Annotated in this window: 16 protein-coding genes; 7 read left to right on the top strand and 9 right to left on the bottom strand. The window is 56.7% G+C overall.

Going from position 1 to position 14,003, the window contains the following annotated elements; genetic code table 11:
- Window positions 1-61: 61 nt before the first annotated feature.
- Window positions 62-610 carry a cupin domain-containing protein gene (locus tag LOY52_RS16530; protein ID WP_011333561.1) on the top strand — a complete coding sequence of 183 codons (549 nt, stop codon included), beginning with the start codon at window positions 62-64 and terminating at the stop codon, window positions 608-610.
- A 657-nt stretch (window positions 611-1,267) separates the two neighbouring features.
- Here LOY52_RS16530 and LOY52_RS16525 read toward each other — a convergent pair.
- Complete coding sequence (locus tag LOY52_RS16525) at window positions 1,268-2,011, bottom strand: DUF4225 domain-containing protein (RefSeq protein ID WP_258675066.1); 744 nt, start codon at window positions 2,009-2,011, stop codon at window positions 1,268-1,270.
- Window positions 2,004-2,504 carry an Hcp family type VI secretion system effector gene (locus LOY52_RS16520; protein WP_258675065.1) on the bottom strand — a complete coding sequence of 167 codons (501 nt, stop codon included), beginning with the start codon at window positions 2,502-2,504 and terminating at the stop codon, window positions 2,004-2,006. The genes LOY52_RS16525 and LOY52_RS16520 overlap by 8 nt, the downstream gene beginning before the upstream one ends.
- 457 nt (window positions 2,505-2,961) lie before the next feature.
- On the opposite strand from LOY52_RS16520, the gene LOY52_RS16515 reads away from it, so the two are divergent.
- Window positions 2,962-3,246 (top strand): hypothetical protein, encoded by a 285-nt coding sequence (locus tag LOY52_RS16515; RefSeq protein ID WP_007962462.1) that lies wholly within the window; start codon window positions 2,962-2,964, stop codon window positions 3,244-3,246.
- 77 nt (window positions 3,247-3,323) lie between these two features.
- On the opposite strand, the gene LOY52_RS16510 is transcribed toward LOY52_RS16515, so the two are convergent.
- The 4 genes from LOY52_RS16510 to LOY52_RS16495 all read right to left on the bottom strand — a co-directional run bounded on the left by LOY52_RS16510 (window position 3,324) and on the right by LOY52_RS16495 (window position 5,929).
- Complete coding sequence (locus tag LOY52_RS16510; protein ID WP_258675064.1) at window positions 3,324-3,755, bottom strand: hypothetical protein; 432 nt, start codon at window positions 3,753-3,755, stop codon at window positions 3,324-3,326.
- 125 nt (window positions 3,756-3,880) lie between these two features.
- Window positions 3,881-4,501 (bottom strand): hypothetical protein, encoded by a 621-nt coding sequence (locus LOY52_RS16505; protein ID WP_258675063.1) that lies wholly within the window; start codon window positions 4,499-4,501, stop codon window positions 3,881-3,883.
- A gap of 7 nt (window positions 4,502-4,508) precedes the next feature.
- The gene (locus LOY52_RS16500) at window positions 4,509-5,402 is read right to left on the bottom strand and encodes a glycine zipper family protein (protein WP_185022160.1); all 894 of its coding nucleotides are present in this window, start codon (window positions 5,400-5,402) and stop codon (window positions 4,509-4,511) included.
- Window positions 5,399-5,929: a PAAR domain-containing protein gene (locus LOY52_RS16495; protein WP_123588533.1), complete on the bottom strand. Its 531-nt coding sequence runs from the start codon at window positions 5,927-5,929 to the stop codon at window positions 5,399-5,401. Before LOY52_RS16495 ends, LOY52_RS16500 begins: the two co-directional genes overlap by 4 nt.
- 168 nt (window positions 5,930-6,097) lie before the next feature.
- On the opposite strand from LOY52_RS16495, the gene LOY52_RS16490 reads away from it, so the two are divergent.
- From LOY52_RS16490 to LOY52_RS16480, 3 genes are all read left to right on the top strand, one after another.
- A complete protein-coding gene (locus LOY52_RS16490; protein ID WP_258675062.1) occupies window positions 6,098-6,478 on the top strand; it encodes a hypothetical protein in 381 nt (126 codons plus the stop codon).
- Window positions 6,479-6,493: 15 nt separating this feature from the next.
- A complete protein-coding gene (locus tag LOY52_RS16485; protein WP_258675061.1) occupies window positions 6,494-6,916 on the top strand; it encodes an HD domain-containing protein in 423 nt (140 codons plus the stop codon).
- Window positions 6,917-7,076: 160 nt separating this feature from the next.
- Entirely contained in the window at window positions 7,077-8,096 is a 1,020-nt protein-coding gene (locus tag LOY52_RS16480; protein ID WP_258675060.1) for an AbrB family transcriptional regulator, read from the top strand.
- 132 nt (window positions 8,097-8,228) lie between these two features.
- On the opposite strand, the gene LOY52_RS16475 is transcribed toward LOY52_RS16480, so the two are convergent.
- Window positions 8,229-9,005: an NAD(P)H-dependent oxidoreductase gene (locus LOY52_RS16475; protein WP_258675059.1), complete on the bottom strand. Its 777-nt coding sequence runs from the start codon at window positions 9,003-9,005 to the stop codon at window positions 8,229-8,231.
- A gap of 86 nt (window positions 9,006-9,091) precedes the next feature.
- Between LOY52_RS16475 and LOY52_RS16470 the strand changes: the two genes are divergently transcribed.
- On the top strand, window positions 9,092-9,985 hold the full coding sequence (locus LOY52_RS16470; protein ID WP_258675057.1) for a LysR family transcriptional regulator: 894 nt from the start codon (window positions 9,092-9,094) through the stop codon (window positions 9,983-9,985).
- 252 nt (window positions 9,986-10,237) lie between these two features.
- Window positions 10,238-11,023: a DeoR/GlpR family DNA-binding transcription regulator gene (locus LOY52_RS16465; RefSeq protein ID WP_258675056.1), complete on the top strand. Its 786-nt coding sequence runs from the start codon at window positions 10,238-10,240 to the stop codon at window positions 11,021-11,023.
- 105 nt (window positions 11,024-11,128) lie between these two features.
- Here LOY52_RS16465 and LOY52_RS16460 read toward each other — a convergent pair whose 3' ends face one another.
- On the bottom strand, window positions 11,129-12,412 hold the full coding sequence (locus tag LOY52_RS16460) for an FAD-binding oxidoreductase (protein ID WP_258675055.1): 1,284 nt from the start codon (window positions 12,410-12,412) through the stop codon (window positions 11,129-11,131).
- Window positions 12,413-12,561: 149 nt separating this feature from the next.
- Window positions 12,562-13,926 (bottom strand): glutamine synthetase family protein, encoded by a 1,365-nt coding sequence (locus LOY52_RS16455; protein WP_258675054.1) that lies wholly within the window; start codon window positions 13,924-13,926, stop codon window positions 12,562-12,564.
- Window positions 13,927-14,003 lie beyond the last annotated feature (77 nt).

Below are 14,003 nucleotides of genomic sequence, written 5' to 3'. Positions count from 1 at the left end.
CTCGGCGCGTCACCCGCCACCCACCCCCATCGCCCTTAAGTCGTTCTCACATAAGGCTGTCATGGATACGGGTTCTCGACTCAAACTAGTACGCGAAAGCTACAAACTCTCCCAGCGCGAGCTGGCCCGGCGTAGCGGCGTGACCAATGCCACCATCTCCCTGATCGAACAGAATCGCGTCAGTCCTTCCGTCAGCTCGCTGAAAAAGCTGCTCGAAGGCATCCCGATGTCCCTGGCCGACTTCTTCACCTTCGACCAGCCCCCGCGCGAACACCAATACGTCTTCCGCGCCAACGAACAACCCGATCTGGGTCGCCACGGCCTGCGCCTGCTGCTGATCGGTGCTTCGGTTCCGAGCCGTCAGATGCGCTTGCTGCGCGAGCAATACGCCCCGGGCGCGAGTTCGGGGGAAGAGCCGATTGTTCACGCTGAGGGCGAGGAGTGTGGGTTGGTAACCCGTGGCACGGTGGAGTTGACCGTGGATGGACAGGTGAGCGTGTTGAGTGCGGGGGATGGGTATTATTTTCCGACGACGTTGCCACATAAGTTCCGAAATATCGGGGCGGATGAGGCTGAGATTATTAGTGCGAATACGCCGGCTAACTTCTGATTGATGCTTTAGGTAAAAACCATACGCTGTAAGTAAATCCGACGCCTTGTTGAAGGGCGTCGGATTTTTTTCGAGTCGAGGAAAGGTTTGTAGGTTTGATGGTTTTCATTTGTAGGACAGCTCTGAATTAATGCGTGATGATACAAGGTTTATGGTGTTATGACTTTTCGTGCATGTTTACATTGGTGTTGATATTTGTCCGCTTCTTTCTTTGTTGAACAGGACTTTTTTTTGAGCTCAATTAATTGTTTTTTAATGGTTTAATGCGGGTGGTGTCGTGAAGTTGAGTATTCGATTTCTGTGTCAGGTTGTCCTTCTGTTCTTTTTAACTGTCGCATTTAGTTATATTTTCGCGATGGTTCTAATAAATTTTATGAGTCAGATTTTACCGCTGGAAGGACTGATCAGGAAATTTGCTGAGGGCTTCATGCTTCTGATTTATCTGTATGTAAATTTCTTCTACTGCTTTCCCGATCAGGTAACTGAGTTGCGAGGTCGGTATGTCGGGTCTAGACGCTATCCTGCCTGGGTAAGGCATTTCATCGCTGGCAGTTGCGCACTTATATTTGAAGAGATCGCTTATTACTTTATTAGCGATACTTGGAGTTTTTCGGAAATACTGTATAGGTTACTGAGTTTCTCGGTGTTCCTCGCTTTTTACGGATATTTTATGTCTGGGGAAGAATTTAAAGGTGAGCGGTGATTTTTGTTGTTGGTTTGTTGTGCGACTTCGTTGTCAAGGTTTCTAATAGTGATGCCGTCAATCAAAGTCTCAAAAGCAAGCGATATTTTACCCATTCTCTTATAGGCCCGCTCATAATTCATAGGGTCACGAATGAATAGCTCCACTGAGTCGGGTTTTCGAACTGGTTGAAGTATGCTGAGTGTAGAGAGCCCTATGTCAACGCCATAATAGGCAATATTTCCACGGGAGGAGTCACTCGCTAAGAATTGATAGAGTTTGCGGGTTGGACCAACTACTGCTGGGTTTTCAGGGCCGTAGTAAATGTTTGCTAGTCCTTCATAGATATTGTTAGCTCCATGTAATGAATAGGCGGTGCCGGCCACTGCGTTTTTTGGTGTTCTGGAAGCGAAATGTACTGAGGCGATTTGGATTTGCATCATCCCCGCGGCAACACCTACACCGTTTTGAGCATAGAACGATACTTTGTTCAATAAGCCAGAGTGTTCCTCCCTGAGCTCCTGCAGCCCTTGCCTGGCACTAATGAAACCTGCATCCACCGCCCGAATAACCTCATTCGCATAGGACGAAACGATCTCACCAAATCGAAGTTGATTGAAACTGTCATACAGTTGAATCGTGCCGATCTGGCACCCGAATGCGACCAGATCGGAAGCAGCGCGGGTGACATCGTTGATGTCACACGAATCCTCATTCATCGTCATTTCCCCAAGTGCTGCAGCCGCACGTGCCCGCCTGAATATGAGTCCAGCTGATTTCGCGGTAAGTGAATGACACCAGCTCCTGAGGCTGGGCGTCGTTCAAATGGATGGCGTGGGGGACCTGGAGATTGATGTGGGCTATTTTTGCGCCGGTAATGTGGATTTTGAAGTATTTGTCTTGAGTGCCAGCGGCGGAGGTGCGGTAGAAGAAGATTGTGCACTCCAACACTTCGCGTTCGTGAAGTGCGGCGGACAGCAGGGGTGAGGATTTGTCGATGTGCTTGGTGATCATGATGGGCAAGTGTTTGCCCCGGTCGGCGGTAACGCCGCCGTCATTGCCGGTGGTCATGTTGTGGGAGTAGGCCAGGACCATGATTTCGTCGAGGTGACCCAGTTGGCATTTATTGCCGATTGAATGGGTGTCGGAGCAACCAGCGGAGATCAGTCCCTGTCGGTTTCCGGTAATAGTCATGTAACTGTGGTTGGCCATAAAAACTCTGTTTTAACGAATGGAGAACTCTTGTTTTAAGAGTAATCGTCAACTAGAGCCGGAGCAGTGAGGCACTCGCTTACTGTTGGTGATATTCGGACGTGTCTTACAAGGGGCGTGGAAGTTATGAAGTGATTCCTCTGAAGTGCCATCCACTAGATGAGCTGTAGGCCGTGAACTGCACCCTGTGGCGAGGGAGCTTGCTCCCGCTCGGCGACGCAGTCGGCGTAATTCGCGGCGTGCGGTATGTCTGGAAGAAACGGACTATCCGGTTTTGGGGCCGCTTCGCAGCCCAGCGGGAGCAAGCTTCCTCGCCACATGAAGTGTTTTCCTACGATGTTTTCAGATATTGAAACTGCACGAGTCTTTCAGGGGATAACCATTCGTCCGACACACTGCACCTTCGGCACAGGCCTTCTTCCAATGCTGTAACTCACCACGCAAAGGAAGAGCCACCATGCTGAACCATAAAATCGCGGTGTTTACCCTCGCGGCGTTGCTGTCCGGCAGTTCGCTGTATGCGATCGCGGCCGGTGAGACGCCGACCCCAACGGCGAACGACGGCAACAGCCAGACTCGCGACCCGGCGTCTCCAGCCACCAATGCCGATCCGGATGCCAATTCGCTGCCCAAGGGTGGTGATGGCGGCAAGACCGACAATGGGCCGGTGCCTTCTGCCTCCAAGCCCAGCCCTGCGGGTCAACCGACCGGTAGCAGCAGTGGGGGTAACGGCGGTGGTTAACGGATATCGCGCACTAAAAAGCCCGGTCTTTAGAGCCGGGCTTTTCTTTGCCTGTCGCAAACACGGATATCAAACGCTTACTTCGCCTTCCAATGCCCGCCACCATTCTCACAATCAATTCGCGCCTGGGCCAAATGCTCCGCGTCGTAGTAATACGTGGTCACTTGGGCGTTGTCGGGGATGTTCAGCGCCTTGGCGTTTTTGTCTTTGCTGGTGGAGTGCGGGTTGGCCAGGGATTCCTGGGTGATCGTGGCGATACACGTGGCCTGATAGTGGTCGGCACAGTGGTCGACCTTGGTTTTCTTACTGTTGAGCATGTCTTTGCTTTCATTGCTGCACGACCAGTCGATGGAACTGACGGGCATGCCTTCGTATTCGTAGCAGCTGTGGGTTTCCACGGCGGGCACCGAGGCGCTGGAGGATTGGGTCTGGACATCGCAGCCTTCGGCCATGACGCAGGTGGGGATGACGGCGAAGGTGGCGATCAGGAGCAACATTCGGATGTTCATCGCGGAACTCTCCCATGGCCCCGTGTTTGATCGTGAGCGGGGCGCTTATGGTTTCGAGATAGGTTCGTCTCGGAAGGTTCCATCAACCATTCCGGTGAGAGTACGCGAAGGTGCTCCTGTTCAAATCACTCTGTGTCGTACATTAATTCTAACCTTTCGATCCACTCATCAGTTGCGCCAAACCTCGAATAATAAGATTGCTTTTCAATGTCACTCAATTGAGTGAAAAAACTGAAAAAGTAATTGTTGTCGTAATACTCTTGAGCACCTTGCATGCTCCCCCCCCACCAAGAAGGCTCGTAGCCTTCAAAAGCAACCCATGGTGGAGGAACCGCAAATTTTTTGCGGCTAAGCATCGTTAAAAATTCAAAGTTGTTAGTTATCAAACGAATCGTGACGGAGTTGAATTCTCTAGTAGATGCGAAGAATATCAGTCGGTCTCCGCTCAATGCGCTTTCGTATTCAAATACCGGAAGATCATTGAAGGTTCTTTCAGTGTTTTTTCTGAAGTGAGATTCGACGAGTGATTCAAATTCAACCAAATCTTTAGGGTCGATTAGGAACTGCGAAAAAAATGCGCAGATATCAGCGCTTTCCAATGAAGTAGTGGGAGGCTGAACCGGTAGGTTGGTCTGAGCTAGAGGTCGAGCAAACAAGCTTTTAAGCTCCTGTTTGCTGTATCCGGCTATTTGCTCTTTCCTAGGTTCTGGCTTTATCAGTGCCATTATTTTTTTGATGAATCTCATGCGGCTCTCACTCTTGCATATATTCAGTTAACCAAGTAGCACCTAAATACCCGGCAGTGCCAAATATAATGCCTCCGATAGCGCCGCTGACAATTGCACCGGGGCCTGTCTCGATTCCTACTGCTGCTCCGGCCACCACGCCAATCCTGGCGCCAGCTATCGCCGCGCCCCAGCCTCCCGCCTGTTTGACGACCTCAACGGAAATAGGCTTGATACTGTTTTGTTTAATTGATTCTTCAGTCGCGACTTTGAGATCGTATGCAGTAAATGCAATCCCGAACACCCGCACAATTCTTGCTCCTTTTATAAAGGCACTTGTGACTTGGTGTGAGGTTGGTGTAAAGATCGCTCTTGCTGGTACTTTATCTGCTTGAACCAATACTTCTTTGTCGATGTTCTTTACCCAGCCGGCAATTTCATCGATTTTTGCTACATTTTTTGGTGCGTGCTTTTTGTAGTCTTCTAGTGCTTTTAGGATTTCTTCAGTTGTTACCAGCTTGGCGCCTGCAGCTTTGGCTTTTTCAATATCAATATAAACAGTTTTTCCTTCGAATCTTGGTGATCCATTCGGGAATTCAGAGCTCGTGGAAATATAGCCTGATGGGTACTTTCGACTACTGTAAACATGTTGGGCCACTGTGGCGCCAGAATCCGGCGCAACAGAACGCATCCCATACTTTTCTGGCCAGATTTCGTTTTTGATCTGAAGTTCAGAAAGGTTCTTGGCGATCAGATGAGGGTTGTCGGGCGAAGAATAAATTTTTCTGACTAAAAAACCGTCCTTGCCGATTTCATCTACTACAACAAATAAATGAATATTCGCCGGCATCAAATAGCCGGGTACGTTGCTAACGGAATTTGCCTGCTTGTTTGTTGGCACTTTGCAAGAGAACTCCGTCATGCTTCCTCCCATTTTTCCAGCGCGGCTACACCGGTTGTAACTTCAAGAGTTTCTTGCTTGCTAGTTGAAATACGAGGCGTGTGACCAGATTCATCAGAGAAGCCTGTATAGACCCTGCCTGCTTCGTCCTTGATGTGGTATGGCACATTGGCGAGGGGCTGGCCATCACTTCCGACGATGCGAAATTTTTCGTCAAATTTCATGGCCCAGAGAGGCATGGCTGATGGAGGGACGAATTCCGCTGGCGTGTGCGAATTTCCGATAATTACAGTTGATGAGCCGGCGATTACCTTATTGCCGTGACCTCCGACACTTCCCACGGTTGCAGCAGGCATGCCGTTGATTAGCACGGTGGAAGCAACGTCTCCTACGATTGGGCTGCCACAAGCGCTCTTATCGTTCTGGCGGGCTGCAGGTAAGCCATCCATAAAAACGTCGGGTGAGCCGACGGCAATTGGATTGACTCCATGCCCAGGGAGCGGACAGGAGGTTGGATCAGTAACTCGAGCAGCAGGTTTTCCTGACACGGTGAACATCCTTGTAAATACGTTGGTTTGGAAATGTTACACAAAAGAGGGTGGGTTGAACCATTTCAGTTGTCCGTCTACATCTCATCGCCAATGGTTCCACGCATCGGCACCACGTCGTAGACTGCGAAACAAGTTGTAACGCCTCACCCACGGACGGAACCGCGCATGATCGAAATCGGCAGCTGCAACAACGCCCCCACGCCGCAGCACCTCACTCAAGACATCTACATCTTCAGCATCGACTTGTCCCGACCGGCGACGCCGTTCTGTTTCGAGCAATCGATTGGCGGCGGGCATGCCAATCAGGGCGGGGCGCGGTGGCTGGCGCTGGATGCGCTGGACGCGTGGCCCGGCGAGTGGCGTGAACATCTGCAGAAAGCCGATTGTGCGTGGGTGGCGCAGGTTATCGATGCGCATCCGGGGGCGGATCAGGCGATATTGGTTTCCGTGATTCTTGAACAGCATTCCCAGCCTGTGGGGCGCTTGAAAACAATCGGCAACTGGCTCAAACGCAACATTCATGTCGGCGGCCGTTACGGCGTTTAAACCACGGAGACTCGCATGACTCAAACCCTCGAACGCGCTATCGCCATCGCCGCCACCGCCCACACCGGGCAGGTGGACAAGGGCGGTGCGCCGTACATTCTGCATCCGCTGAAAGTCATGTTGCGTATGAATTCGCTGGAAGAACGCATCGTCGCCGTGCTGCACGATGTGGTTGAGGATTGCGGCATCAGCCTTGATGACCTGCGCAAGGAAGGCTTCAGCGAAGACGTGCTGAGCGCGATTGAATCAGTGACCAAAATGCCCGGCGAATCCTACGAGGATTTCGTCGAGCGCGCGGCGCAGAACCCGATTGGCCGGGTGGTGAAACTGGCGGATCTGGAAGAGAACAGCGACCTGTCGCGGATTGCCTCGCCAAGTTGGGAGGATCTGGAGCGGGTCGAGAAATACCGCCGCGCGATCGGGCGCTTGCGCACGTAAGAACGAATACCCCCCTGTAGGAGCTGCCGCAGGCTGCGATCTTTTGACTTTGATTTTCTAAAGGCAAGATCAAAAGATCGTCCGATCGCGGCCCGAGCGTTCGGCAGCTCCTACAGGGGATTGATGTCGGGTCAGTTGAATAGCCAGGAAGGCGAAGAATATGAAATCGATTCTGTGTTTGTTGATCGCGGCCGCTGTTGGCGCTGCATTGCAGGTCAGCGGTGTTCCTCATGGTCTGTTGCTGGGGGCGATCCTCGTCACCGCGCTGGTCGCCACGCGCAGCGGTTTCGCCCCCGCAACCCCTTATGGTCTGGGCTACATCCAGGTCACGCTGGGCATCGCCACCGGGTTGATGTTCGAGGCGTGGGACAGTGCGACGGCTTCGGCGATGTTGCCAAGCCTCGGCGTTCTGCTGATATGCCTGACGGTACAGATCGCCCTCGCCGGATGGTGGCTGACCCGCGGCGCTGGCTGGAACCGTACCGATGCGCTGTTGGCGGTGTACCCCGGCGCACTGGCGGCGGTGTTCGATTTGCTGGAGTCGGAAAAGGCTTCGAGCAAAGTCATCATCGTGCACCTGATGCGTTTGCTGTTGATCACGGTGCTGGTGAGCTTTTTGATTCCCGGACAGGCCTCGGTGGCAGTGGTTGAAAGCGCTCCGTTGAGCACGGGCATGGCGTTGACCGTGCTGGCGCTGATCGGCGCGAGCATCGTCATCGGGCGCTTGCTGTTGGTGGTCGGCGTGCCGGCGCCGTTCATGTTGACGGCGATTCTGCTGACTGCAGTGTTTGTGAAATCGGGATGGCTGCATGGCTTTCACATGCCGGACTGGAGCCTGAATCTGGCGGCGCTGATTCTTGGCGTGCGGATTGGCTCGCGCTTTCAGGGGCTTGGCCTTGCGGAGCTGGGGCGGCATGGTCGCACGGCGTTGGTATCGGTTGGCTTGATGATCGTGGTGGCGGCGGCATTTGCCGAAATGGCGGCGCGCTGGCTGGGCAGTGATCCGCTGTCGCTGTGGCTGGCGTACATGCCGGGGGCGATTGAGACGATTGCGATTGTCGCGTTTGCCGGCGGGCTGAATGTGGTGTTTATTCTTACGCACCACCTGGCGCGGATGGTGCTGCTGCACTTTGCACCGGCGTTGCTGGTGCAGGTGCGGCGGGCGCGGGAGCAAAGCTGATCACGCCTTGATCCCCCGGGCCGGTGCGCGACCGGCATATTAAAAGCAAAAGATCGCAGCCTTCGGCAGCTCCTACACAGGAATTACGTTTTCCCTGTAGGAGCTGCCGAAGGCTGCGATCTTTTCCGGGCATCAACGCAAATGCGCGGCGAAGCCTTCCTCACCGGGGGCGATATCATCCTTGAGCGTCAACGCCGGAATCTCATAATCGCCGGCATTCTGTTGCCGATACGCTATCGGCCGCGTGCTCCACAATTCATCCAGACGCGTGCCCAGCGCCTCGCAGGTCTCGGCAAACCGCGCTTGATCCATGCGGCTGGCGCGGTACACCAGGAAGGGCGGCACCACGTCGAAACCGGGGTAGAACAGCACGCCGTGCTGAATCGGAAACAGCAAATCATCAATCGGCCCGTTGATCCCCCGCGGGCTGTAATGCGAATCCCAGCCCCCGGTGGTGACCAGCAGCATCGCGCGTTTACCCTTCATCTTGCCCTCGCCGTAACGCTCACCCCAGCGCGCATCGGAGTGTTCGCCGACACCGTAGGCAAATCCGTAGGCGTACACGCGCTCGACCCAGCCTTTGAGGATGGCCGGCATGGTGAACCACCACAGCGGGAACTGCAGGATCAGCGCGTCGGCCCACAACAGTTTTTCCTGCTCGCGGGCGATGTCGGCGGACTGCCGGCCCTGTTGGTAAGCCAGCTTTGAATCGATCGAGGCGTGGAATGGCCGGCTTTCATCGCGACCGGGGGCGTCATCGGCGTCGATCGTGGTTTTCCAGTTCATCGCATACAGGTCGGAGACCTGCACGGTGTGACCGGCGGCTTGCAGTCGCTGGACGGTGAAGTCCCTGAGCGAGCCGTTGAGCGAAGTGGGTTCGGGGTGGGCGTAGACCAGTAGCACATTCATGTTGCAACTCTCCTTGGTTGAATGCAGGCAGGATCAATCCTTGATCGGTATATTGGAAATGAATGTCTGATATGTCAGGTATAGCCATGAATAATTTACGACGTCTGGATATCAACTTGCTATTGACCCTAGACGTGTTGTTGGCAGAACACAACGTAACCCGCGCCGCAGAGCGCTTGAGCCTGTCGCAACCGTCGGTGAGCGTGCACCTGGCCAAGCTGCGTGAGATCTTCGGTGATCCGCTGTTGCTGCCCGGGCCACGGGGCATGCGCCCGACCGCGCGGGCCGATGAATTGCGCGAGCCGTTGCGCGAGGCACTGGAAGCACTGGAACGCGCGGTGGCGCCGGCCAGCGCGTTCGATCCGGCGCAGGCCCGCCATGTCTGGAAAGTCGCGGCGACGGATTACGGTGAATCGACGGTGGTGCTGCCAGCGCTCAGCGGTTTGCGCCTTCAGGCGCCGGGCACGCGGCTGGCGGTGCTCGATCTGATGCCGGCGCAGTTGGCCAGGCAGGCGGAGCAGGGCGTGTTTGACCTGGCGCTGCACATCACCGAAGAGGCGCCGCTGGATCTGCATCAACGGGTGCTGTTCACCGAGCATTACGTGTTGGCCGGGCGTGTCGGGCATCCGGGGTTGAAGCGAAAACCGACCCGCGAACAGTTCTGCGCGCTGGAACACGTGATGGTGTCGCGTGAGGGCGGGGGCTTTTTCGGGGTGACCGACAAGGCGCTGGCCGAGGTCGGCCTGGCGCGCAAAGTGGTGCTGTCGGTGCCGCATTTTCTGATGGTGATGTCGGTGCTGGCGAGTACCGATCTGGTGGCGATGCTGCCGTCACGCTTGGTGCGCGACAACCCGGCGTTGCAGGTAGTCGATGCGCCGTTGCCGGTGCCGGGCTACAAAATGGCGATGTTCTGGGGCGAGCGAGCGCATCGCGACCCCGCGCACAAATGGTTGCGTGAGCATCTGGCGGCGTCGGTGTGACGTATCAGGCGTGGCCCAGGGCAATCGCAAAAGACACCACGATCATGCACGCAAACGCGAAATTGAGATTCATCAGCTGTTCATCCTGAGCCTTTTTAAAGTGAGGCCATTCTGAACAGGCTGAATGCAAAGAAAAAATTCGGCTTGTTGATTCCAATGATCGAAACAATTGATACCGACCGGTTTGTGTTTGTTCAAGGCTTTCGCTAGTCTCTGCGAAACCTGCAACTACAAGCACAAACAGGCAAAAACATGCACGATCATTCGCTCACCGAACTGCCGTCTCTGCGCCGGCAGAAAATCCTCCTGATCCTCGAACGCGACGGCAAGGTCATGGCCTCCGAGTTGAGCCAGCATTTCGCTGTGTCCGAAGACACCATCCGCCGCGACCTCGCTGAACTGGACCACGCCGGGCTGGTGCAGCGCGTGCATGGCGGGGCACTGCCAAGGCCCAAGGACAGCGGCAAGGATTACTTCACCCGGCTGGAAGAGACTGATGAGGTGAAGGTGCGTCTGGCGCAGTTGGCGGCGCAAAAGGTCGAGGACGGGCAGATTGTGCTGTTCGACTCCGGCTCGACCGCGTTGCAGGTGGCGCGCTCGTTGCGTGCGGACATCCAGATCACCGCGGTGACCGCCGCGCCGATGACGGCCATCGCTTTGTCCGAGTACAAGGGCGTGAAAGTGATTCTGGCCGGGGGGCAACTGAACCCGCGCACGATGTCGGCCAGTGGGCACGAGGCGGTGCGCATGCTGGCCGGGATCAAGGCGGATCTGGCGTTTACCGGGGTCTGTGCGATTCACCCGGAGGTGGGTGTCACTTCGCTGCATTTCGATGAAGTGCCGGTGAAACAGGCGCTGCTCGACAGCGCGGCGCGAGTGATTGCGGTGACCACGGCGGACAAGCTGGGGGCAGTGGAGCCGTTCGTGGTGGCCTCGTGCACGCGCCTGCATACGCTGATTACCGAGCGGCATCTGGCGTCGGGGAGTGCCGAGGATTATCGGCGGTTGGGGATTGTGGTGGAGCAACTTGCGGATTAATCCCCTCTGTAGGAGCTGCCGAAGACTGCGATCTTTTGATTTTGCCTTTAAACAACAAGATCAAAAGATCGCAGCCTTCGGCAGCTCCTACAGGGATCGGGGGTGTCAGCGAAGGCGTTCGAGCATCTGGTAATACCACATCCCCGCCGCCAGCAACGGATTGCCCAGCAGATCCCCCATCGGCACGCGAATGTGCTGGCACTGCGCAAAGGTGTCGAACTGTTCCATCTGCCCGGTAATCGCGCGGCTCATGATTTCGCCCATGATGTGCGTCGTCGCGATGCCGTGTCCCGAGTAGCCCTGGCAATACCAGACGTTATCCGAAAGCTTGCCCAGTTGCGGGATGCGGTTGATCACGATGCCCATCGCGCAGCTCCACTGGTAGTCGATCTGCACCCCTTTGAGCGCGGGGAAGGTCTGCTCGATGCACGGGCGCAGCTCGGCGGCGATGTCTCGCGAATCCTTGCCGCTGTAGTTGGCGCCGCCGCCGAACAGCAGGCGCCCGTCGGCCGTGAGGCGATAGTAGTCGAGGACGAAACGACAGTCGTACACCGCGAGGTCTTCGGGGTTGATCTGCCGCGCCAGATCACCCAGCGGCGCGGTGGTGACGATGCCACCCATGGCGGGGAAAATCTTGCCCTTGAGCTGGCCCGGTTCGAGCTTGTGATAGACGTCGCCGGCGAGCATTACCTGATTGGCATCGATCTGGCCGTGGGCGGTGCGCACGCCCGGGCTCTTGCCGTGAATGATTTCCAGCACTTCACTGTTCTCGAAGATCAAGGCGCCGAGACTTTCCGCCGCCCGCGCTTCGCCGATGCACAGGTTGAGCGGGTGCAGGTGCATGTTGCGGGTGTTCTTGATCGCGCCGTGGTAGAGGTCGCTTTGCAGCAGGTCGCGCACCTGACTGCGGTCGAGCAGGCTGACCTCGTCGGCCATGCCCCGGCGCACGGCTTCGTCGTAATCCTGGCGCAAACCGTCCATATGGCTCGGCTTGTAGGCGGCGTGCAGATGGCCGTGTTTGAGGTCGCACTGGATGCCGTACTTCTCGACCCGCTGCTGGATGATTTGATGCCCGCGCCAGCGCAGGTGCCAGATGAAATCGTCGACTTCATCACCGAGTTTCGGGCGCATCTGTTTACGCATCGCACCGTCGCCGGAGAGGCTGCCGGTGACTTGTCCGCCATTGCGTCCGGTGGCGCCCCAGCCGATCTTGTGGCTTTCGACGATGGCGACTTTCAGGCCTTTTTCGGCGAGTTCGACGGCGGTGGCGACGCCAGTGAAACCGCCGCCGATGATCACCACATCGACTTGATGTCGGCCTTGCAGGGTCGGGTAGTCGGTGTCCTGGTTGAGGGTGGCGGTGTAGTAGGAATTGCAGCGTTGGGTCATGTCGGTGTCCACACAAATTCTTAGGTTTTACGCTGTCACTTGTGGGAGCGAGCCTGCTCGCGAAGGCGTCGTCACATTCAACCTATTAAGTGACTGACACACCGCTTTCGCGAGCAGGCTCGCTCCTACAGGAGATTAGGGGTGAGGCTTCAGGCTTCGGTCAGATACCAACGCCAATCCTGCTCACCCACCTCGGCCATGAACTGCCGGTACTCGGCACGCTTCACCGCCAGGTACACCCCGAGAAATTCCTGCCCCAGGGCATCCCGTGCCCACACCGAATTTTCCAGTGCTTGCAGCGACGTCAGCCAGTCGGTCGGCAGCAATTCCTTGGCTTGCGCATAGCCGTTGCCCTCGACCGGTGCACCCGGATCCAGGTTCTCGCGGATGCCACGATGGATGCCGGCGAGGATCGCGGCTGCTGCGAGATACGGGTTGGCATCGGCGCCGCAGATGCGGTGTTCGATGTGCCGGGTGTTGGCCGGGCCGCCCGGTACGCGCAGGCTGACGGTACGGTTGTCGACACCCCAGGTCGGCGCCAATGGCGCGTAGCTGTTGGCCTGAAAGCGGCGGTAGGAGTTGGCGTTGGGGCAGAACAGCAGCAGCGTATCGAGCAGCGAGGCGAGCATGCCGCCAATCGCCGTACGCAGCAGCGGAGTGCCGGCCGGATCCTCGGCGGCGAACAGATTGCGCCCCTCGCCATCAGCAAGGCTGACGTGCATGTGCATCCCGGTGCCAGCCAGATCATCGAACGGTTTGGCCATGAATGTCGCCTGCATGCCGTGCTTGTGTGCCACGGCTTTGACCAGGCGTTTGTAGCGCACCGCCTGATCCATCGCGAGCAATGCGTCGCCGTGTTCGAGGGTGATTTCCACCTGGCCCGGGGCGTATTCCGAGATCGCCGTGCGCGCTGGAATGCCGTGCAGTTTGCAGGCGCTGTAGAGGTCGGCGAGGAACGGTTCGATCTGCTCCAGTTCGCGCAAACCGTAGACCTGCGTGTGTCGCGGTCGGCCTCCGTCGGCATCCAGCGCCGGTTGCGGACGACCGTTGTGGTCGCGTCTGGCGTCGAGCAGATAGAACTCCAGTTCGCAGGCCATCACCGGGTGATAACCCTCGGCTTTGAGACCGTCGATCACCTTGATCAGCAGATGACGCGGGTCGGCGATGCTCGCCGGCATTCCCTCGGTCGGGTGCATGCTGACCTGCACTGCAGCGGTCGGAATCTGCCGCCACGGCAGGCGCACCAGACTGCCTTCGAGCGGGTAGGCGCGGCAGTCGATGTCGCCGACGTCCCACACCAGCCCGGAGTTTTCCACGTCTTCGCCCTGCACGGTCAGACCGAGGATGGTGCTGGGCAGCGGACGACCGCTTTCATAGACAGCGAGCAGTTCTTCGCGGTGCAACAACTTGCCGCGCGGCACGCCGTTGGCGTCGAGGATGAACAGCTCGATCATGTCGATATCGGGGTTCTGTTCAAGGAACAGGCGGGCGTCTTCGATGGCTGCGAATTTCATGGTCAATCACTCACGATGGCGCCGCATGGGCGCGCAGAATCGGGCCGGACGCAGCTATGGGCGTCCTGGCAGGAATA

It is taken from the genome of Pseudomonas sp. B21-051 (genome assembly GCF_024748795.1).
In the GTDB taxonomy this organism is placed as follows: domain Bacteria; phylum Pseudomonadota; class Gammaproteobacteria; order Pseudomonadales; family Pseudomonadaceae; genus Aquipseudomonas; species Aquipseudomonas putida_A.
The sequence above is the reverse complement of the archived record's forward strand: the minus strand, read 5'-3'. Positions and strand labels throughout refer to the sequence as shown.

Coding starts and splice junctions, on each gene's coding strand:
- LOY52_RS16530 (WP_011333561.1), top strand. CDS start 62: ATGGATACGGGTTCTCGACTCAAACTAGTACGCGAAAGCTACAAACTC.
- LOY52_RS16525 (WP_258675066.1), bottom strand. CDS start 2,011: ATGAATGAGGATTCGTGTGACATCAACGATGTCACCCGCGCTGCTTCC.
- LOY52_RS16520 (WP_258675065.1), bottom strand. CDS start 2,504: ATGGCCAACCACAGTTACATGACTATTACCGGAAACCGACAGGGACTG.
- LOY52_RS16515 (WP_007962462.1), top strand. CDS start 2,962: ATGCTGAACCATAAAATCGCGGTGTTTACCCTCGCGGCGTTGCTGTCC.
- LOY52_RS16510 (WP_258675064.1), bottom strand. CDS start 3,755: ATGAACATCCGAATGTTGCTCCTGATCGCCACCTTCGCCGTCATCCCC.
- LOY52_RS16505 (WP_258675063.1), bottom strand. CDS start 4,501: ATGAGATTCATCAAAAAAATAATGGCACTGATAAAGCCAGAACCTAGG.
- LOY52_RS16500 (WP_185022160.1), bottom strand. CDS start 5,402: ATGACGGAGTTCTCTTGCAAAGTGCCAACAAACAAGCAGGCAAATTCC.
- LOY52_RS16490 (WP_258675062.1), top strand. CDS start 6,098: ATGATCGAAATCGGCAGCTGCAACAACGCCCCCACGCCGCAGCACCTC.
- LOY52_RS16485 (WP_258675061.1), top strand. CDS start 6,494: ATGACTCAAACCCTCGAACGCGCTATCGCCATCGCCGCCACCGCCCAC.
- LOY52_RS16480 (WP_258675060.1), top strand. CDS start 7,077: ATGAAATCGATTCTGTGTTTGTTGATCGCGGCCGCTGTTGGCGCTGCA.
- LOY52_RS16475 (WP_258675059.1), bottom strand. CDS start 9,005: ATGAATGTGCTACTGGTCTACGCCCACCCCGAACCCACTTCGCTCAAC.
- LOY52_RS16470 (WP_258675057.1), top strand. CDS start 9,092: ATGAATAATTTACGACGTCTGGATATCAACTTGCTATTGACCCTAGAC.
- LOY52_RS16465 (WP_258675056.1), top strand. CDS start 10,238: ATGCACGATCATTCGCTCACCGAACTGCCGTCTCTGCGCCGGCAGAAA.
- LOY52_RS16460 (WP_258675055.1), bottom strand. CDS start 12,412: ATGACCCAACGCTGCAATTCCTACTACACCGCCACCCTCAACCAGGAC.
- LOY52_RS16455 (WP_258675054.1), bottom strand. CDS start 13,926: ATGAAATTCGCAGCCATCGAAGACGCCCGCCTGTTCCTTGAACAGAAC.